At 69.3% G+C, this 18,548-nt stretch carries 17 protein-coding genes and 1 riboswitch; of the genes, 13 read left to right on the top strand and 4 right to left on the bottom strand.

Going from position 1 to position 18,548, the window contains the following annotated elements; genetic code table 11:
• Positions 1–43: 43 nt before the first annotated feature.
• The 5 genes from ACFYY8_RS07090 (at position 44) to ACFYY8_RS07110 (ending at position 5,677) form a co-directional block, all read left to right on the top strand.
• A complete protein-coding gene (locus ACFYY8_RS07090; RefSeq protein ID WP_390038042.1) occupies positions 44–1,669 on the top strand; it encodes an ABC transporter substrate-binding protein in 1,626 nt (541 codons plus the stop codon).
• A 110-nt stretch (positions 1,670–1,779) separates the two neighbouring features.
• Positions 1,780–2,718, top strand: coding sequence for an ABC transporter permease (locus ACFYY8_RS07095; protein ID WP_390038044.1), 939 nt, complete (start codon positions 1,780–1,782; stop codon positions 2,716–2,718).
• Positions 2,711–3,661, top strand: a complete 951-nt coding sequence (locus ACFYY8_RS07100; protein WP_390038046.1) for an ABC transporter permease — start codon at positions 2,711–2,713, stop codon at positions 3,659–3,661. Before ACFYY8_RS07095 ends, ACFYY8_RS07100 begins: the two co-directional genes overlap by 8 nt.
• A 20-nt stretch (positions 3,662–3,681) precedes the next feature.
• Positions 3,682–4,704 carry an ABC transporter ATP-binding protein gene (locus tag ACFYY8_RS07105; protein ID WP_390038048.1) on the top strand — a complete coding sequence of 341 codons (1,023 nt, stop codon included), beginning with the start codon at positions 3,682–3,684 and terminating at the stop codon, positions 4,702–4,704.
• The gene (locus tag ACFYY8_RS07110) at positions 4,688–5,677 is read left to right on the top strand and encodes an ABC transporter ATP-binding protein (protein WP_390038050.1); all 990 of its coding nucleotides are present in this window, start codon (positions 4,688–4,690) and stop codon (positions 5,675–5,677) included. Before ACFYY8_RS07105 ends, ACFYY8_RS07110 begins: the two co-directional genes overlap by 17 nt.
• 14 nt (positions 5,678–5,691) lie before the next feature.
• Here ACFYY8_RS07110 and ACFYY8_RS07115 read toward each other — a convergent pair whose 3' ends face one another.
• Positions 5,692–6,519, bottom strand: a complete 828-nt coding sequence (locus ACFYY8_RS07115; protein WP_390038053.1) for an S-adenosyl-l-methionine hydroxide adenosyltransferase family protein — start codon at positions 6,517–6,519, stop codon at positions 5,692–5,694.
• A gap of 111 nt (positions 6,520–6,630) precedes the next feature.
• Between ACFYY8_RS07115 and ACFYY8_RS07120 the strand changes: the two genes are divergently transcribed.
• The 3 genes from ACFYY8_RS07120 (at position 6,631) to ACFYY8_RS07130 (ending at position 8,406) form a co-directional block, all read left to right on the top strand.
• Positions 6,631–6,933 (top strand): DUF3263 domain-containing protein, encoded by a 303-nt coding sequence (locus ACFYY8_RS07120; protein ID WP_362779199.1) that lies wholly within the window; start codon positions 6,631–6,633, stop codon positions 6,931–6,933.
• Between the two features lie 79 nt (positions 6,934–7,012).
• Positions 7,013–7,792 carry a trehalose-phosphatase gene (gene otsB, locus ACFYY8_RS07125; protein ID WP_390038055.1) on the top strand — a complete coding sequence of 260 codons (780 nt, stop codon included), beginning with the start codon at positions 7,013–7,015 and terminating at the stop codon, positions 7,790–7,792.
• A 35-nt stretch (positions 7,793–7,827) separates the two neighbouring features.
• On the top strand, positions 7,828–8,406 hold the full coding sequence (locus tag ACFYY8_RS07130; protein WP_390038057.1) for a hypothetical protein: 579 nt from the start codon (positions 7,828–7,830) through the stop codon (positions 8,404–8,406).
• On the opposite strand, the gene ACFYY8_RS07135 is transcribed toward ACFYY8_RS07130, so the two are convergent.
• Both ACFYY8_RS07135 and ACFYY8_RS07140 read right to left on the bottom strand, forming a co-directional pair.
• Positions 8,393–9,544 carry an MFS transporter gene (locus ACFYY8_RS07135; protein ID WP_390038059.1) on the bottom strand — a complete coding sequence of 384 codons (1,152 nt, stop codon included), beginning with the start codon at positions 9,542–9,544 and terminating at the stop codon, positions 8,393–8,395. The two genes, ACFYY8_RS07130 and ACFYY8_RS07135, sit on opposite strands and share 14 nt — an antisense overlap.
• Positions 9,545–9,607: 63 nt before the next feature.
• Complete coding sequence (locus ACFYY8_RS07140; RefSeq protein WP_390038061.1) at positions 9,608–11,032, bottom strand: trehalose-6-phosphate synthase; 1,425 nt, start codon at positions 11,030–11,032, stop codon at positions 9,608–9,610.
• A 105-nt stretch (positions 11,033–11,137) separates the two neighbouring features.
• Between ACFYY8_RS07140 and ACFYY8_RS07145 the strand changes: the two genes are divergently transcribed.
• The 5 genes from ACFYY8_RS07145 to groL all read left to right on the top strand — a co-directional run bounded on the left by ACFYY8_RS07145 (position 11,138) and on the right by groL (position 16,067).
• The gene (locus tag ACFYY8_RS07145) at positions 11,138–11,698 is read left to right on the top strand and encodes an RNA polymerase sigma factor (RefSeq protein ID WP_352014320.1); all 561 of its coding nucleotides are present in this window, start codon (positions 11,138–11,140) and stop codon (positions 11,696–11,698) included.
• 113 nt (positions 11,699–11,811) lie between these two features.
• Positions 11,812–11,954: riboswitch (SAM riboswitch) on the top strand.
• A gap of 14 nt (positions 11,955–11,968) precedes the next feature.
• Entirely contained in the window at positions 11,969–13,231 is a 1,263-nt protein-coding gene (thrC, locus tag ACFYY8_RS07150; RefSeq protein WP_390038063.1) for a threonine synthase, read from the top strand.
• A 21-nt stretch (positions 13,232–13,252) separates the two neighbouring features.
• Entirely contained in the window at positions 13,253–13,528 is a 276-nt protein-coding gene (locus ACFYY8_RS07155; RefSeq protein ID WP_390038065.1) for a MoaD/ThiS family protein, read from the top strand.
• A 389-nt stretch (positions 13,529–13,917) separates the two neighbouring features.
• Positions 13,918–14,118, top strand: a complete 201-nt coding sequence (locus ACFYY8_RS07160) for a cold-shock protein (RefSeq protein ID WP_113704857.1) — start codon at positions 13,918–13,920, stop codon at positions 14,116–14,118.
• 323 nt (positions 14,119–14,441) lie between these two features.
• Positions 14,442–16,067 carry a chaperonin GroEL gene (gene groL, locus ACFYY8_RS07165; RefSeq protein WP_352014317.1) on the top strand — a complete coding sequence of 542 codons (1,626 nt, stop codon included), beginning with the start codon at positions 14,442–14,444 and terminating at the stop codon, positions 16,065–16,067.
• Positions 16,068–16,309: 242 nt separating this feature from the next.
• Here groL and ACFYY8_RS07170 read toward each other — a convergent pair whose 3' ends face one another.
• On the bottom strand, positions 16,310–18,364 hold the full coding sequence (locus tag ACFYY8_RS07170; RefSeq protein WP_390038068.1) for a HelD family protein: 2,055 nt from the start codon (positions 18,362–18,364) through the stop codon (positions 16,310–16,312).
• Between the last annotated feature and the right edge of the window lie 184 nt (positions 18,365–18,548).

Consider the following 18,548-nt stretch of genomic DNA (forward strand, 5'->3'; position numbering starts at 1 on the left):
GTAGCTCGCGGCGGCGCCGCCTGCAAAGGGAGGAAACACCGTAATGCGCGTTACTAAGGGCGCACAGGTCATCGCTGGTATCGCGCTGCTCGCTCTCGGCCTGGCCGCGTGTGGCGGACAGGGGGCGACGGGCACGGCGGCGGGCGATCCGCCGGTACGTATGCGGATCGCCGAGCCACAGAAACCGTTCTACCCGGGTGACACCATCGAGACCGAGGGCGCCGAGGTGCTCGGCGCGGTCTTCGCCCCGCTGGTGAGCTACAACGACGACAAGCAGGTCGTCAACAACGTCGCCGACTCCATCAAGACCAGTGACAGCCGGGTCTGGAAGATCGTGCTCAAGTCGGGCTACACCTGGCACAACGGCGAACCGCTGATCGCCGAGAACTACGTCGACGCGTGGAACTACGCCGCCAACCGCGACAACGCCCAGGGCGCCAACAGCTTCTTCAGCCGCATCGAGGGCTGGGAGGACCTGAACCCGCCGGAGGGCAAGCCGGTCACCGTCAAGGAGATGCGGGGCCTCAAGGCCCTTGACGAGCACACCCTCCAGGTCACGCTGAGCAAGCCGTTCTCCCAGTTCAAGACGATGCTCGGCTACGTCGCCTTCTACCCGCTGCCCAAGGCGGCCTTCGACGACAGGGGCAAGGTCACCGAGGCCTACGCCAAGCAGCCGATCGGCCAGGGCTACTTCAAGATGGACCGGCCGTACAACAAGGGCGTCGACCAGACGATCGACCTGACCCGCTACGACAGCTTCCCCGGTACGAAGCCCAAGTTCGACAAGCTCCAGTTCAAGATCTACGCGGACTCGGAGACGGCCTTCAACGACCTGCGCTCCGGCGGGCTGGACATCCACGACGCGCTGCCGCCCGCGGCGATCGCCAGCGCCAAGGCCGAGCTGGGCGAGCGCTACATCGACCAGGCGGACGCCGGTATCGGCTACATCGGCTTCCCGCTGCAGTTCAACAGCACCTACTCCAACATCAAGGTCCGCGAGGCCATCTCGATGGCGATCGACCGCAAGACGATCACCGAGACGGTCTTCGCCGGGACGCGCTCCCCGGCCGACGACTTCATCAACCCCCTCCTGGACGGCTACCGCCCCGGCATCTGCGCGGCCTGCACCTACGACCCCGCCAGGGCCAAGATCCAGTACGAGGAGAACAACGGCCCCAAGCTGATCGAGCTGGGCTACAACACCGACGGCGCGCACAAGGAGTGGATCGAGGCCATCGCCAACAACCTCCGCGCCAACCTCGGCGTCGAGGTCAAGGTCAAGACGTTCGAGAAGTTCGCCATCCTCCTCGACGGCCTGGTCAAGAAGGACTACGGCGGCATGTTCCGGATGGGCTGGTTCATCGACTACCCCTCGGTCGAGAACTACCTGACCCCGGTCTTCTCCACCAACGCCATCAAGACCGGCTCCAACTACGCGGGCTGGTCGAACAAGGAGTTCGACGACCTGCTGACCCAGGGCGACGGCGCGACCTCGCTGAAGGACGGCCTGAAGTACTACCAGCAGGCCGACGACATCCTGGTCAGGGAACTGCCGTACATCCCGATCTTCTACTACCGCACCAACGCGGCCTACTCCCAGCGCATCAGGGGACTGAAGATCAACCTGATCAACCTGGTCGAGTGGAACAAGATCGAGAAGGTCGGCTGAGGAAGGGCGGGGCCGTTCCCCGGCGCCGGGAACGGCCCTGACGGGTCCCGGCGCCGTGTGAGCGGCCGGTCCGGGAAGGCGTCCCCGACGTGGTACGTACCGGAGGCTGAATGGGCCGCTACATCATCAGGCGCCTGGTCCAGGCGATCCCTGTCCTGCTTGGCGCGACCCTGCTCGTCTACGCCGTGGTCTTCGCGCTGCCCGGCGACCCCGTGGAGGTGCTCGCCGGGGACAAGCGGATGGACCCGCACATCGCCGCCGTCCTGCGGGAGAGGTACCACCTGGACGACCCGTTCCTGCTGCAGTACTGGCACTACCTCACCGGCCTGTTCCACGGCGACCTGGGCGTCACGGTCTCCGGCGGGTCGGTCTCCGACATTCTGGCGGGCCGGTTCCAGGTGACCGCCAACCTGGCGATGACGGCCCTGGTCATGGAGGCGCTCGCCGGGGTGGGCCTCGGCCTGTACGCCGCGCTGCGCCACGGCAGGGCGCAGGACTCGCTGGTCCTGGCCGCCACGCTGATACTGATCTCCATCCCGCCGCTGGTCACCGGCTTCGTGCTGCAACTGCTGCTGGGCGTCAGGCTCAAGCAGGCCGGGCTCGACCTCTTCCCCGTCGCGGGCCTGGCCGAGGGATGGCGCGGCTACCTGCTGCCCGGCCTCGTGCTCGCCGGGACCTCGATCGCCTACCTGACCAGGCTCACCAGGACCAGCCTCGTGGAGACGCTGCGCGCCGACTACATCCGCACCGCGACCGCCAAGGGGCTGCCCCGGCGCCGGGTCGTCGGCAGGCACGCGCTGCGCAACGCGCTGATTCCGCTGATCACCTATCTCGGCGCCGACTTCGGAACGCTGATGGGCGGTGCGGTGATCACCGAGACGGTCTTCAACCTGCCCGGTATCGGTCAGCAGCTGTTCACCTCGGTCTCCCAGCGCGAACAGCCCGTCGTCGTGGGCGTGGTGACGCTCCTGGTGCTGATCTACGTCCTGGCGAACCTGGTCGTCGACCTGCTCTACGCCGTGCTCGACCCGAGGATCCGCTATGAGTGAGACCACAGCCGGGCGCCGGGGGCGAGGCGGGTCCACCGGCGGCAGGCACGCCAGGTACACGCCCACGGGGCCGGCGGGCGGACCGTCCAAGCCCGCGAGCCTGTGGAGCGACGCCTGGCAGGACCTGCGGCGGCGGCCGATGTTCGTCGGCGCGGCCTTCGTCATCGCCGTCTTCCTCCTGATGGCGGCCTTCCCCTGGCTGTTCACCTCGATCGACCCTCACAACGCCGCGACCTGCCACCTGTCGGACGCCAGACAGGGGGTGGGCGACCTGCACTGGTTCGGCACCGACAACCAGGGCTGCGACGTCTACGCCCGCAGCGTGTACGGCGCCCGCAACTCGGTGGTGATCGGCGCGACGACCGCCGCCCTGACCGCGCTGGTCGGCGGCCTGCTCGGCCTGCTGGCCGGGTTCGCGGGAGGGGCGCTCGACGCCCTGCTGTCCCGGGTCACCGAGATCTTCTTCGCGATCCCCTCGGTCCTCGGGGCCCTGCTCATCCTGTCGGTCTTCCGCACGGGAAGCGTCTGGACGGTCGTCCTGGCGCTGGCCGTACTGGCCTGGCCGATGACGTTCCGCATCACCCGGGCGGCGGTGATCACGGTGAAGGGGCAGGAGTACGTGCTCGCCGCGCGGGCGCTCGGCGCCTCCGCGTGGCGGATCATGTTCCGGCACATCATGCCCAACGCGATCGCCCCCGTGATCGTGGTCGCCACGATCAACCTCGGGACGTTCGTCGCGGCCGAGGCCGGGCTCTCCTTCATCGGGGTCGGGCTCCAGTCGCCCGACATCTCCTGGGGGCTCATGATCTCCGACGCCAGGAGGCGCTTCCTTGAGGCCCCGGAGCCGTTGCTGTTCCCGGCGCTGTTCCTGAGCCTGACCGTGCTGGCCTTCGTCATGCTGGGCGACGCCGTACGCGACGCCCTCGATCCGAGACTGAGGTAGGGAAAGCCGTGTGGAGGTCCTTGACGGCCGAGCGGGACGGGCACGTCCCCGGCGGGGAGGCGCTGCTGACCGTGGACGGCCTGCAGGTGGAGTTCGTCACCAGGCAGGGCGTGGTCAAGGCGGTCAACGGCGTCAGCTACCGGATCGACCCGGGGGAGACGCTCGCCGTACTCGGTGAGTCGGGCTCGGGCAAGTCGGTCACCGCGCACGCGATCATGGGGCTTCTCGACACGCCGTCCGTCCGTGTCCCGGCCGGAACGATCCGTTTCCACGGCACCGACCTGCTCGCGCTGCGGGAGGACGACAGGGCCAGGATCAGGGGACGGCGGATCGCGATGGTCTTCCAGGACGCCCTGTCCGCGCTGAACCCGGTCTTCACCGTGGGCGCGCAGATCGGGGAGATGTTCCGGGTGCACGAGGGCGTGTCGTGGCGGGAGGCGGAGCGCAGGGCCGTCGAACTGATGGACCGGGTCCGCATCCCCGCCGCCGCGCAGCGGGTGCACGACTACCCGCACCAGTTCTCCGGCGGCATGCGCCAGCGCATCATGATCGCGATGGCGATCGCGCTCGGTCCCGAACTGCTCATCGCGGACGAGCCGACCACGGCGCTCGACGTGACGGTCCAGGCCCAGATCATGGACCTGCTGGCCGAGCTGCGGCGGGAGAGCGGCATGGCGATGATCCTGATCACCCACGACCTCGGCGTGGTCGCCGACACCGCCGACAGGATCGTCGTCATGTACGGCGGTCGTGTCGTCGAGACCGCTCCCGTGCACGAGGTCTACCAGGCGCCCGCGCACCCCTACACCAGGGGGCTGCTGGAGTCGATCCCCCGCCTCGCCCGCAAGGGCAGGGCGTTGCCGGCGATCGAGGGCACCCCGCCGGACCCGCTGGCCATGCCCTCCGGCTGCGCCTTCCACCCCCGGTGCTCCTACCGTCAGGACAACTGCGTCACCGACGCGCCGCCGCGCTACCGGATCGGGCCGACACGCGACAGCGCCTGCCACTACTGGAGAGAGGTCCTCGATGGCAGCCACGGGTGAACCGATCCTGGAGGTCGGCGGCCTGGTCAAGCACTTCCCGATGTACCAGGGCGTCGTCATGCGACGGCGGATCGGGGAGATCAGGGCGGTCGACGGAGTCTCCTTCACGCTCAGGCGCGGCGAGACGCTCGGCATCGTCGGCGAGTCGGGCTGCGGCAAGTCCACCCTGGCCAGGCTCCTGATGGCCCTGGAGAGGCCGACCTCGGGCTCGGTGCGGATCAACGGACGCGAGATCACCCAGGCCAGGGGCTCCGAACTCAGACAGGTCCGCCGCAACATCCAGATGGTCATGCAGGACCCCTACACCTCGCTCAACCCCAGGATGACCGTCGGCGACATCGTGGGGGAGCCGTACGAGGTCCACAGGAAGGTCGTCCCCAGGCGTGAGCGGCGCCGCATGGTGCAGGAGCTGCTTGAGGTGGTCGGTCTCAACCCCGACCATGTGGACCGCTACCCGCACCAGTTCTCCGGTGGCCAGCGCCAGCGCGTCGGCATCGCCAGGGGGCTGGCGCTCAGGCCGGAGATCATCATCTGCGACGAGCCGGTCTCCGCGCTCGACGTCTCGATCCAGGCTCAGGTCGTCAACCTGCTCGAACGGTTGCAGGACGAGTTCGGCCTGGCCTACGTCTTCATCGCCCACGACCTGTCGGTCGTCCGTCACGTCTCCGACCGGATCGGCGTGATGTATCTCGGCAAACTGGTCGAACTCGGCGCGGAGGCCGACGTCTGCGAGCGGCCGGCCCACCCCTACACCCAGGCGTTGCTGTCGGCGGTACCGGTGCCCGACCCCCGGGGCCGCGAGACACGGGGGCGGATCGTTCTGCAGGGCGACCCGCCCTCACCCGCGAACCCGCCGTCGGGCTGCCGCTTCCGCACCCGGTGCTGGAAGGCCAGAGACGTGTGCGCGGAGCAGGAGCCACCGCTGCAGGCGCGGTTCAGCACCGGCCACGCCGTCGCCTGCCACTTCGTCTGACCCGCGGCACCTCCTCAGAGGGATTCGAGAGGGGTACGGCGGGGGCCTGAGGACAGGCGCACGTGCGCGCCCGGCGGCAGCGCGAGTCGCTGGGAGGCGTCGCCGTCGTTGACCGCGAGCGCGACCAGTCCCGCCGAGTCGGTGAAGGCGACCAGCTCGCCGGGAGACACCGCGGCGAAGGTCTCCCTGAACGGCACGGCGGCGTGCCTCCTGCCCAGCCAGACCACCAGGGAGCCGCCGGGCCGTACGCCCACGACCGCCAGGTCGGCCGCGCGGACCGACAGCTGGACGTTGCCGTGGCCGTCGACAGAGAGGACCTCGCCCTCGACCTCGTCGTCACGCACCAGCGACGTCGGCGCGCGCAGCGCGACCAGCCGCTCCGGCGGGATCGGCGGCCCCAGCTCCGCGAGGGGCAGCCCGGTCGCCACGCGCGCCGCCACGGGGGCGAAGACGTCACGGCCGTGGAAGGTCGGGGAGACCGGCTTCCTGAACAGGTCCTCGTTGGTGAGCTCGTAGGCCGTCCGCGCCCCGCCCGCGGCGGAGACCGCCCACGAGAGCACCCCGTTGTCGGGGCCGAGGAAGACGTGTTCGCCGGCCTCGATCGCCACGGCTCTGCGCGAGGCGCCGACCGGGTTCACCGCGGCGACGTGGACGCCGGGCGGGAGGTGGGGGATCGTCTGGGCCAGGATCGCCGCGGCGCGCCGTACGTCTCCGGTGGGGACCAGGTGGCACACGTCGATGATCCGGGCCTGCGGCGCCGTCAGGACGATCACACCGTGGCAGGCGGCGACGTAGCCGTCCGCCAGCCCGTAGTCGGTGAGAAGGGTGATCACTGGAGTCACATCTGGTGACTGTACGTCTCCGAACCGGCCATGAACAGCAGGAAATTCCCGACTATCCTGGCATCGCGCGGAGCCGTACGGCCTGCGGGGGCGCGACGGGAGGGGACAGCGATGGACGACGTGCCACCTCCCGGCGAGGGGACGGGGCCGGAGAACGCTCCCAGGCCCCTCACCGAGAAGGAGCGGGAACTGCTGGCCTTCGAGCGCCGCTGGTGGCGCCGTCCCGGGGCCAAGGAGCAGGCGGTGCGGGAGGCCTTCGGCATCTCGGCGACCCGCTACTACCAGCTGCTCGCCGAGTTGATCGACCGGCCGGAGGCGCTCGCCCACGACCCGATGCTGATCAAGCGCCTGCGCAGGCTCCGCGAGACGCGCAGACGCGAGCGCGCCGCCAGGAGGAGGGGACTACGTCCCTGACGTCCGGGGTACAGCCGGTCATGCGCGCCTGACGCCGCGCCGTACGACCCTTGCCTGACGACGAGCGGGAGAACACCCCATGGAGACCCCCGAAGGACTGCGCGCGATCCTGGCCGACCCCGCCGGAGCGGTGATCGGCCTCGACTTCGACGGCACGCTCTCCCCGATCGTGCCCGACCCCGACGAGGCCAGGATCCACCCGCGCGGCCCGGAGCTGCTGGCCAGGCTGGGCGGGCGGGTCCGCGCCGTGGCGGTCGTGACGGGCCGTCCCGCCGCGACGGCCGTCGAGTACGGCTCGCTGGCCGAGGTGCCCGGGGTGGTCGTGCTCGGCCACTACGGTCTCGAACGCTGGGAGGCGGGCACGCTCACCGCCCCGCCCGTCCACCCCGGCCTGGACAGGGCCAGGGCCGAGCTGCCCCGGCTGATCGAGGGTGTCGAGGGCGCCAGGTTCGAGGACAAGGAGCGTTCGGTCGCCGTGCACACCCGGGGGACCGCCGAACCGCAGGCCACGCTTGAGGCGCTGCGCGACCCGGTCGCCAAGCTCGCGGCCGAGGTGGGACTGGCGGTCGAGCCGGGCAAGTTCGTGCTGGAGCTGCGGCCTCCGGGGACGGACAAGGGGGCGGCGCTGGGGGCCTTCCTCGCCGAACGCGCGGCGCGCTCGGTGCTGTTCGCCGGTGACGACCTGGGGGACCTGGCGGCCTTCGCCGCCGTACGGGCCTCGGGGTTGCCCGGCGTGACGGTGTTCAGCGGTTCGGCCGAGGCGAGCGCGGAGGTCGCCGCCCAGGCCGACATCGTCGTGGACGGCCCGGAGGGGGTGATGGACCTGCTGTCGTCGATCGCCGATGCCATTGAACGTTAAGTGACCGACAAGTGGGGACGATTAACGTCCCCGGCATGAGAAAACTCGCCTTCGCCGCCGCCGTGCTCGCCGGCGCCACCCTGTTCACCGCCCCCCAGGCGGCCTCGGCCTCGGCCGCGCAGGCCTCGGGGACCCTCACCTTCCGCGGCATGACCCTCAAGCTTCCCTCGGGATGGCGGGTCTACGGCGGCGCCGACGGCGTCAAGGTGGTCACGGGGAGGTGCGCGAAGCCGCACTCGGCGTATTTCACCCCGAACTGTGAGGCGTTCTGGATCTTCGGCCCCAAGCAGATCAAGTACGGGCGTGAGCTGTTCTCCGCCTACCGGGGGGACCAGCCGTACTACCCCGCGACCGACGTGCAGCGCTGCCCGTTCGACGCCAAGAGCGGCCAGACGTTCGGCGACGCGTACGCCTCGGGGCTGCGGCAGGTGGGACGCGGGCACAAGGCGGCCTTCAAGGGCTGGCGCGGCGAGTGCTACAGCTACAACGGCAGCAAGCGGACCGGGACCTTCCGCCAGCGTGAGTGGTTCCTGCCCACCTCGAAGATCCTCGTCGTGGACGTGTGGGACAACCCGCGCCTGGCGTCCGTGCTCGGGGCGGCTACCTGGAGCTGACCAGGATGCCGCCGACGGCCAGCACGATCATCACGGGCACCATGAGGAAGGCCTGCTGGGTGCCGGACACGTCGGCGAGCGCTCCCAGCAGGAAGGGCCCGACGCCTGTCGCCGAACTCGAATAGAGGGAGGCGACGCCCGTCGCCCGCTCGGGATGTCCGGCCGTGGCCGTCAGCACCCGCGAGAGCGCGAGCGGGAAGTGCAGCGAGACCCCGACTCCTGAGACGAGCAGCCCCGCGTAGGCCGCCGGCGGGGCCGTACTCGTCCAGAACAGCAGCCAGCCGACGAAGGTGAGCCCCAGCGCGCCGATGAGCAGCGAGGCGGACGGGATCCGCAACGCCAGCCTGGCCCCGCCGAAGCGCCCGAGCGCCAGCCCGGCGGTGAAGGCGGTCAGCGCGCTCGCCGCGACCGCCGCGGACAGGCCCGTGTTGTCGCTGACCAGCTTGGCCGCCCAGAGGTTGAACGAGAACTCCAGCCCGACGCAGCAGAACAGCACCGCCCCCGCCAGGTGGAAGCGCCTGCCGAGCCCCGGGGAGCCCGAGCTCCTGGAGGGCGCCGCCTGATCCTCCCGGGCAGGCGCGGGGACCCACACGCGGCCCATGACGAGCGCGAGCAGCACGGTCAGCAGGGGGGTGAGCAGCAGCGCCGTCCGCCAGCCGAGCGCGCTCTGCGCCGCGAGACTGACGACGAACGGGGCGAACAGGCCGATGGTCCCGCCGACCGCGTTGGCCTCACTGATCGCGGACGGCCCCGCGGGACCGTGGTGCCGGCCGAGTACGGACATGCTCGTGTAGAGGCTGATCGAGCCCATCCCGCCCGCCAGGCAGTACGCGAAGAGCGTGACCTGCGGTGTGTGGCCGAGGACGACCAGCAGCACCCCCACGTTCATCCCGGTCAGGCCCGTCCAGACGGTGGCGCGCGTGCCGAGACGGCGGGTCAGCCGGGGCAGCGCGAGGCCGGTCAGGACGCCGCCGGCGGCCATCATGGTGCCGTGCAGCCCGGCGACCGTCTGTGAGAGGCCCAGCTCGGCGCGGAGCATGGGCAGGGCTGCGCTGAGGCCGTACAGGTAGGTGGCGAAGACACCGAGCTGCAGGTAGACGAGCCAGGTCGGACGATCACGGGTGAGCCTGGCGGTCACGGGTTCCCCCGAACATGAATGAAGCGCGAAGTCCCCTGAACTATCCCATATCAGGGCAAAATCTCAGCCTAGTGTGGCGAGCTGGTCAGCGAACCAGCGCTGCGGGGGAAGGGCGGTCGCCAGGCGGGCCAGCCTGTCCCCCCGTACGGCCCGCTCACACTCGGGCATGACGAGACCCTCGTGGATGGCCCGCGCCGTGGCCGAGACGTCGTAGGGGTTCACCAGCAGCGCGTCCGCGCCCAGTTCGGCCGCGGCCCCCGCCTCGCGTGACAGGACCAGCGCGCTGTTCGGGGACAGCACCGGCCCCTCCTTCGCCACCAGGTTCATCCCGTCACGGATCGGGTTGACCAGCATCACGTCGGCCAGCCGGTAGGCGGCCAGCGACCGGGGATAGTCGTCCTGGACGTTGAGGATCAGCGGATCCCAGTCCTCGGTGGCGTACTCGTCCTCGATCTCCGAGGCGCAACGCTGGACCGCCGCGGTGTACTCACGGTATTCGGGCAGGTCGTGGCGGGAGGGGTAGGCGAAGGCCAGGTGCACGACCCTGCCGTGCCACTCGGGGTGCGTCGCGAGGAACTCCCGGTAGGCGGTCAGACCCCTGACGATGTTCTTCGACAGCTCGGTCCTGTCGATGCGCACGATCAGCCTGCGGTCGCCGACCAGCTCACGCAGGGCGGCCATGTGGGACTCGACGTCGGGCTCGCGGGCGCGTTCCCACAGCGCCCGGCCGTCCACGCCCAGGCCGTGCACGCCGATCCGGGTGGTCCGGCCCGCGTGGGTCACCGTACGGCCCGCGCGCTCGACCCGAGCGCCCAGGACGCTCTCACAGCAGTCCATGAAGGCCCCGGCCCAGCGGTCGGTCAGGAAACCCGCCTGGTCGGCCCCCAGAATGCCCTCGAGCAGTTCGGCGGCGACCTCGTCGGGCAGCAGGCCGAAGTACTCGGGAGGGGCCCAGGGCGTGTGGGAGAAGTGGGAGACGCGCAGGTCGGGCCGTTCGCTCCTGAGCATGGCCGGGACCAGGGCCAGGTGGTAGTCCTGCACCATGACCTTGGCGCCGTGCGAGGCCTCCTCGGCCAGCGCCATCGCGAACGCCTCGTTGTAGGCCTGGTAGGACTCCCACTCCCTGCCGAACCTGGCGTCGAAGTGCGGCCTGTTCGGGGTGTCGTAGAGCAGGTGGTGGACGAACCACAGGGTCGAGTTGGCGACCGCGTTGTAGGCCCGCTGGAAGGTCGCCGGAGGGATGTCGAGCATCCGCAGCGCCCCGGTCTCGTATCCCGCCTGGTCGAGCCGTCCTCCGGGAGCGAGCCGTACGGCGCCGCGGTCGCCGTCGGACAGGGCGGCGCAGACCCACAGGACGTCGAGCTCCTTGGACACCTCGGACAGGCCGGAGACCAGGCCGCCGCCGCCTCTGCGCATGCTCAGCGCGCCGTCCTCCGACATGGTGAAGGAGACCGGGCCGCGGTTCGAGGCCACCAAAATCCCACTCATCTGACCTCCTCGCCCGGGAGGACGTGGCTTGTCCCGAAGGTTAACCAAACGATAACCGGCGACCATAGGATGTCGAGCGACCGTGACCGTTGATGGGAACCCGTGATGGCGCTGGACGAGACGACCGAGGAACTTGCCCGTGCGGCCGCCGGAGGCGACCACCGGGCACTGGGCGAACTGCTGAAGCGGATCGAACCCGAGGTGCTACGGCACTGCGGGCGGATCCTCCCCTACCGGCAGGACGCCGAGGAGGCCTGTCAGGACACCCTGCTCGCCGTGGCCCGCAACATCGCCAGGTTCGAGGGGCGGGCGCGGTTCAGCACGTGGCTGCACATCGTGACCGCCAACTGCGCGCGCACCACCTACCGCTCGCTCAAGCGGCGTTCCGCCGAGCAGAGCTCGGAGGAGCTGCCGCTGCACAACAAGCCCGACGTCGCCAGGGTGAGTGTGATCGCGGGCTCCCGCCTCGACCTGCTCGACGCGATGGAGGCCCTTGAGGCGGACAAGCCCGACCTGGCCCAGGCGCTGGTGCTGCGCGACATCTGCCAGCTCGACTACAACGAGGTCGCCGAGCAGCTCGGCATCCCCCTCGGCACCGCCAAGTCGCGCATCCACCAGGCCCGCAAGTACGTCCAGGGGGCGCTCGGCGACGCCTACGGCTTCTGAGGTTTGTCCGGTTAATGACACACTTCATCTCGTTTGGTGAGACAACTGGTCAGGAGGGGTACAAGGCGAGGTAGAGTGCTTGAGACCTGCATGTCAGGCCCACAACTGAACATTGCTCATCCAGAGGGGTGGAGGGACCGGCCCTGCGAAGCCCCGGCAACCCTCCCGGTTCAAGACTCGCGATCTGGCGAGGGGTCGACCGGGACAGGTGCCAATTCCGGTCTGTGACCAGGGTGGTCGCAGACGAAGATGAGGGAAAGGCCTCGCTTCATGGCGCTCGCGAACACCGCAACCACCACCGCTCTCGACTTCGGTCCCGCCGTCGCTCTCTCCTGTCGTGAGTGTGGTGCCCGCTACGACCTCGGTCCCAGCTTCGCCTGTATCGAGTGTTTCGGGCCCCTTGAGATCGCCTACGACTTCGGGAACGTCACCCGGGAGCAGATCTCGCAGGGGCCGGCCAACATCTGGCGCTACCGCTCCCTCCTGCCCGTCCCGGCGGACGTCGCCTCCAAGCCCAACACCGAGCCCGGCTGGACCAGGCTCGTCAAGGCCGGCAACCTGGCGCGTGAGCTGGGCCTGCGCTCGTTGCACGTGAAGGACGACTCGGGCAACCCCACGCACTCCTTCAAGGACCGCGTGGTCGCCATCGCCGTCGAGGCGGCCAGGAACTTCGGCTTCCACACCCTGTCCTGCTCCTCGACCGGCAACCTGGCGGGCGCGGTGACCTCCGCCGCCGCCCGGACCGGGCTCGACGCCTGCGTGTTCATCCCCGCCGACCTCGAACAGGGCAAGGTCGTCATGGCCTCCGTGTACGGCGGCAAGCTGATCGGCATCGACGGCACCTACGACGACGTCAACCGCTTCTGCTCCGAGCTCATCGGTGACGAGCTCGGCGACAAGTGGGGCTTCGTCAACGTCAACCTCAGGCCCTACTACGCCGAGGGCTCCAAGACCCTGGCCTACGAGATCGTCGAGCAGCTCGGCTGGCGGATCCCCGACCAGATCGTCATCCCGGTCGCCTCCGGCTCCCAGCTCACGAAGATCGACAAGGCGTTCAAGGAGCTGATCGCCCTCGGCCTCGTCGAGGACACGCCGTACAAGATCTTCGGTGCCCAGGCCGAGGGGTGCTCCCCGGTCTCCGCGGCCTACAAGGCGGGCCACGACGTGATCCGCCCCGTCAAGCCCGACACGATCGCCAAGTCGCTGGCCATCGGCAACCCGGCTGACGGCCCCTACGTGCTCGACATCGCCAGGCGCACCGGTGGCGGGGTCGAGGACGTCACCGACCCCGAGATCGTGGACGCCATCCGCCTGCTCGCCAGGACGGAGGGCATCTTCGCCGAGACGGCGGGCGGCGTCACCGTCGGGGTGCTGCGCAAGCTGGTCGAGTCGGGCCGGATCGACCCCGACGCCGAGACCGTGGTCCTCAACACGGGTGACGGCCTGAAGACCCTTGACGCGGTCGCTGACCAGGCGCGTCCCACCGCTGTCATCCGGCCCTCGCTCGACGCGTTCCGCGCTGTCGTCGCCTAGAACTCTGAAAGGTACTGAATTATGAGTGTTTCTGTACGGATTCCGACGATTCTCCGTACGTACACCGGCGGCGCAGCCGAGGTGAACGGCGAGGGTGAGACCCTGCGTGAGGTTCTGCAGAAGCTCGACGCCGACTTCCCCGGGATCGGTGCCCGTATTCTCGATGAAACGGGCAAGATTCGCCGTTTTGTGAACGTCTATGTCGGCGATGAGGATGTCCGTTTCGCCGACAACCTCGACACGGTGACGCCGTCCGGCGTTCAGGTCTCCATCATTCCGGCGGTCGCCGGAGGCTGACCCGGCGAAGGCCGCGCGGGGTCCTGAACGGGCCCTGGGCGGCCTCCCGGCGCCCGATGTCGTCCACTGCCATGGAACGGCGTCCCCAGAACACCCTCACGACACCCGCACCGGCCTGGCCGCGTGCGGGTGTCGTCTTTTGTGATGCAAGCTCACATTTTTGCGCGAAGACATAATGTAATATTTAACTAACTAGTAGTGATAGCAAAACTATGTTGGCGTGTTGAATGCGTCCGTAAAGCGGTAGTTTGCTGGTTGACTCTGTTGCCCCACGGGCTCTCACAGGTATGGTCGAGGACGATCGACGTAGGCGATGTCTCCGCCTCGGAGATTGAGGACCTCGCGAGAGGAATGGGCGGCGTCCTCAAGCCCAGTAAGAGGAGTCGGAAGTGGCGCAAGGCACCGTCAAATGGTTCAACGCGGACAAGGGCTACGGCTTCATCGCGGTAGACGGTGGTAAGGATGTTTTCGTCCATTACTCCGCGATCATGATGGATGGCTACCGTGCGCTCGAACAGGGCCAGAGGGTCGAGTTCGAGATCACGCAGGGACAGAAGGGACCTCAGGCGGAATCGGTCCGGACGGTCTGATCTCGTCCTCCGTCAGCTCGTCGGGAACCCGCTGGCGCATCCCGCGGCAGCGCAGTTCGCGCGGATCGCCCTCGGCATGTCGGCCCGGCTCGTCGCTCCCATCGGCGGGCCGGGCCTTCGCCTAAGCTGACACTCAGGTCAAAGGTCCTTGGCTTGCACTCGTCGGGGGAGAGTGCTAAACAGTGGTTAGCACTCCTCATTGGAGAGTGCCAAACCTGGATCGAGACGATGGGGCCCGCCGAACGGAGTCGCGGGCCCGTACGCCGTCGCGGGCGTCGCCTCGGTCTGGTGCAAGCCACCCTGTGTTTGGGAGGTCTAGCCGTATGGCAGCCAAGATGATCTCGTTTGACGAGGACGCCAGGCGCGGTCTCGAGCGTGGCATGAACCAGCTCGCGGACGCTGTCAAGGTGACCCTCGGCCCCAAGGGCCGCAACGTCGTGCTGGAGAAGAAGTGGGGCGCCCCCACGATCACCAACGACGGTGTCTCCATCGCCAAGGAGATCGAGCTTGAGGACCCGTGGGAGAAGATCGGGGCCGAGCTCGTAAAGGAAGTCGCCAAGAAGACCGACGATGTCGCGGGTGACGGCACCACCACGGCCACCGTGCTCGCTCAGGCGCTGGTCCGCGAGGGCCTGCGCAACGTAGCCGCCGGCGCCAACCCCATGTCCCTGAAGAAGGGCATCGAGGCCGCCGTCGAGCGCGTCTCCGAGGAGCTCTCCAAGCTGGCCAAGGACGTGGAGACGAAGGCGCAGATCGCCTCCACGGCCTCCATCTCCGCGGGCGACCCGCAGATCGGCGAGATGATCGCCGAGGCGATGGACAAGGTCGGCAAGGAAGGCGTCATCACCGTCGAGGAGAGCAACACCTTCGGCCTCGAGCTTGAGCTCACCGAGGGCATGCGCTTCGACAAGGGTTACATCTCGCCCTACTTCGTGACCGACCCGGAGCGCATGGAGGCCGTCCTCGACGACCCCTACGTCCTCGTCGTCAACTCCAAGATCTCCGCGAACAAGGACCTGCTCCCGGTCCTCGACAAGGTCGTGCAGGCCGGCAAGCCGCTGCTGATCATCGCCGAGGACATCGAGGGCGAGGCCCTGGCGACCCTGGTCGTCAACAAGATCCGCGGTCTGTTCCGCTCGGTCGCCGTCAAGGCTCCGGGCTTCGGCGACCGCCGCAAGGCCATGCTGGGCGACATCGGCATCCTGACCGGTGCCCAGGTCATCAGCGAGGACCTCGGTCTGAAGCTGGAGTCCACCACGCTCGACCAGCTCGGCCGCGCTCGTCAGGTCATCGTCACCAAGGACGAGACGACGATCGTCGACGGTGCCGGTGACGCCGAGCAGATCGCGGGCCGGGTCAACCAGATCCGTGCCGAGATCGACAACACCGACTCCGACTACGACCGCGAGAAGCTGCAGGAGCGCCTGGCCAAGCTGGCCGGTGGCGTGGCGGTCATCAAGGCCGGTGCGGCGACCGAGGTCGAGCTCAAGGAGCGCAAGCACCGCATCGAGGACGCCGTGCGTAACGCCAAGGCGGCCGTCGAGGAGGGCATCGTGCCCGGCGGTGGCGTGGCGCTGCTGCAGGCCGGCGCCAAGGCGTTCGACAAGCTCGAGCTGGCCGGAGACGAGGCCACCGGTGCGGCGATCGTGCGCAAGGCTCTTGAGGAGCCGCTGAAGCAGATCGCGGTCAACGCCGGCCTTGAGGGCGGCGTCGTGGTGGAGAAGGTGCGCAACCTGACCCCCGGCGAGGGCCTGAACGCCGCCACGGGCGAGTACGTCAACCTGTTCGAGTCGGGCATCATCGACCCGGCGAAGGTGACCCGTTCGGCGCTGCAGAACGCCGCCTCGATCGCGGCTCTGTTCCTGACGACTGAGGCCGTCATCGCCGAGAAGCCCGAGAAGGCCGGTGCCGCTCCCGCCGTTCCCGGCGGCGGCGACATGGACTTCTAGTCCGGCGCTTTCCCAAAAGAGGCGACCCCGAGGTGTCGGGGTCGCCCCTTTTTGTTTTCCACCCGATTTCTCACCGGTCCGTAAGGCGGGTGTTTCCGGTCGGCCACGTGGTTTACCCGGGCCGGGCGTGTGTTTCCCGGCCGCCGTGTTCGGAGAGCGGACGTTTCCCGGCCGCCAAGGCCTTCGGGAGAGGCGGCCTTTTCCAGCCGGACGGGCTATTCACGGCCCGCCGGTGGAACCGGTCAGCGGAGCTGGGCGGGCAGGTCGCCGGTGTGCAGGACGGTCAGCGAGGTCACCGCCCTGGTCAGAACCACGTAGAGACGGGCGAGGCCGCGTGGTTCCGCGGCCACGATGTCGGCGGGCTCGACCACGATGACGTGGTCGTACTCCAGACCCTTGGCCAGGCTCGCGGGGATCACCAGGAGACGGTGCTCCTCGGTCGCGTCCTGGCTCAGCACCCGGTGCTCCAGGGCCTCCAGGATGGCGGAGACCTCGGCCACCGCGGCGTCGGGGGCGATCACGCCGATCGAGCCCTCGCGGGAGAGCGTCTCGCCCACCACCTCCCTCAGGGACGCGGCCAGGTCCGCGGCGGGCCGTACGGTGAGGGAGCCAAGGCCGGGTCGCAGTGAGCGGGGCGGGGCGAGGTCGGGGGCGACGGAGGGCAGCAGCCTGGCCGCGTAGTCGAGGACCTCGCGGGGAACGCGGAAGCCGAGGGTCAGTTCGGTGACCACGCCCTCCTCGAACCCCAGATGGGCCAGGACCTCCTTCCACGAGCGGGCCGACCAGGGGGTCGTGCCCTGCGCGAGGTCGCCCAGGACCGTGGCCGACCCCGTACGGCACCGCCGTCCCAGCGCCCGCAACTGCATGGCCGACAGGTCCTGGGCCTCGTCGACGACCAGATGGCCCAGCGGGGCGGTCCGCTCGATCATGTCACCGAGCTCGTCCATCAGCGCCCCGTCGGCGGCCGACCACTTCGCGGAGCGGAAGGTCTTCGACGGCTTGGCCCACAGCAGCACGGCCTGTTCCTCGGCGGTCAGGTCGTCCCTGGCCGAGTCGGCGAGGAAGGCGGGGTCGCTGAACAGCCGATGGAGGACCTGCTGCGGGGTCACCTTCGGCCACACCGTGTCCACCAGCTGCTTGACCGGCTTGGACCTGGCGACGGCGTCCTGCACCCGGTCGTCGGGGGACTCGCCGCGCTGTTCCATCCGGACGAGGACCGCGTGGGCCAGCCGCTGGGCCAGGGCCGCGCGACCCGGGGCGTAGCGGGTGGTGCCGCGCAGGGAGGCGACGATCTCGCGGACCTCGTAGTCGGCCACCCGGTAGCGGTTGACCCCCTTGGTGAACAGCACGCCCTCGGTCGGCTTGACGATGTACGCCCACAACGCGCGGTTGAGCACGGGCACCATCCGGGCGTCGCCCTTGATCGCGCTGACCGCGGGGTCCTCGGGCGTCGCGTGGTCGCCCAGGATGTCGGCGACGGTGGTCTGGTCGACCTTGACCTCGCCGAGCGCCGGAAGCACCGAGGAGATGTAGGACAGGAAGGCCCGGTTGGGGCCGACGATCATCACACCGGACCTGGCCAGCCGTTCCCGGTGGGTGAAGAGCAGGTAGGCGGCCCGGTGCAGGCCGACCGCGGTCTTGCCGGTGCCCGGTGCCCCCTGGACGCACACGGTCGTGCCCAGTTCGGAGCGGACGATCTCGTCCTGGTCGGGCTGGATGGTCGCGACGATGTCGCGCATCGGCCCCGAGCGGGGCCGTTCGATCTCCTCGGTGAGGATCCTGCTGTGCCCGGCGCCGCCGCCGGGGGAGTCGCCCTGGTCCAGTCGTTCGTCCTCGTAGGCGGTCAGGTCCCCGCCGTGGTAGCCGAACCTGCGGCGGCGTCTGACGCCCATCGGCTCGGCCGGGCTGGCCTGGTAGAACGCCCGTGAGATCGGCGCCCGCCAGTCGATGACCAGGGGGCGGCTACGGTCGTCGTGGACGTGCCTGCGGCCGACGTGGACGGTCGCGGGCAGGTCGTCGTCCGTCGCGCGGTCCAGGCGGCCGAAGAACAGCGGGGCGCCCGCGTGATCGGCCAGCGCCGCGACCCGCTGGTCGAGCAGCGCCTGGAGGATCTGCTGGGACACCCAGTCGCCCGCGGCGTCGGAGGACAGGGACTGGGCGTGCTCGCGCATGGCGCGCAGGGCGGTCCGGGAGAGTGCCAGGTGCTCGCGCTCGGCGGCGAGGATCTCGTCGGGGTCCGTGGGCTCCGCGGGCCCTGAGGACTCTGTGAGGTCTGCGGGTTCTGTGAGGGGGTCCAAGGATATGTCGGGGGACAATGGATGTCCGGACACGGGAAAGCGCCTCCTGTTCGGTAAGCGGTGGTGGCCATCAGGCAGCGAATCCACCAGCCTAGCGACGCGCCTCGACGGCTCAAACCGATTAACGGCCGCATCCCTTGCGTGAGTGCGTTACCACCGTCCGTGTTTGTGCGTCCAAATCGCT

The organism is Streptosporangium sp. NPDC001559 (genome assembly GCF_042893955.1).
In the GTDB taxonomy this organism is placed as follows: Bacteria; Actinomycetota; Actinomycetes; order Streptosporangiales; family Streptosporangiaceae; genus Streptosporangium.

What these genes read in the sequence shown, in the direction of transcription:
- otsB (WP_390038055.1), top strand. Translation starts at nt 7,013, where the DNA reads ATGGAGACCCCCGAAGGACTGCGCGCGATCCTGGCCGACCCCGCCGGA.
- ACFYY8_RS07130 (WP_390038057.1), top strand. Translation starts at nt 7,828, where the DNA reads ATGAGAAAACTCGCCTTCGCCGCCGCCGTGCTCGCCGGCGCCACCCTG.
- ACFYY8_RS07155 (WP_390038065.1), top strand. Translation starts at nt 13,253, where the DNA reads ATGAGTGTTTCTGTACGGATTCCGACGATTCTCCGTACGTACACCGGC.
- ACFYY8_RS07100 (WP_390038046.1), top strand. Translation starts at nt 2,711, where the DNA reads ATGAGTGAGACCACAGCCGGGCGCCGGGGGCGAGGCGGGTCCACCGGC.
- ACFYY8_RS07110 (WP_390038050.1), top strand. Translation starts at nt 4,688, where the DNA reads ATGGCAGCCACGGGTGAACCGATCCTGGAGGTCGGCGGCCTGGTCAAG.
- ACFYY8_RS07120 (WP_362779199.1), top strand. Translation starts at nt 6,631, where the DNA reads ATGGACGACGTGCCACCTCCCGGCGAGGGGACGGGGCCGGAGAACGCT.
- ACFYY8_RS07145 (WP_352014320.1), top strand. Translation starts at nt 11,138, where the DNA reads ATGGCGCTGGACGAGACGACCGAGGAACTTGCCCGTGCGGCCGCCGGA.
- ACFYY8_RS07090 (WP_390038042.1), top strand. Translation starts at nt 44, where the DNA reads ATGCGCGTTACTAAGGGCGCACAGGTCATCGCTGGTATCGCGCTGCTC.
- groL (WP_352014317.1), top strand. Translation starts at nt 14,442, where the DNA reads ATGGCAGCCAAGATGATCTCGTTTGACGAGGACGCCAGGCGCGGTCTC.
- thrC (WP_390038063.1), top strand. Translation starts at nt 11,969, where the DNA reads ATGGCGCTCGCGAACACCGCAACCACCACCGCTCTCGACTTCGGTCCC.
- ACFYY8_RS07140 (WP_390038061.1), bottom strand. Translation starts at nt 11,032, where the DNA reads ATGAGTGGGATTTTGGTGGCCTCGAACCGCGGCCCGGTCTCCTTCACC.
- ACFYY8_RS07095 (WP_390038044.1), top strand. Translation starts at nt 1,780, where the DNA reads ATGGGCCGCTACATCATCAGGCGCCTGGTCCAGGCGATCCCTGTCCTG.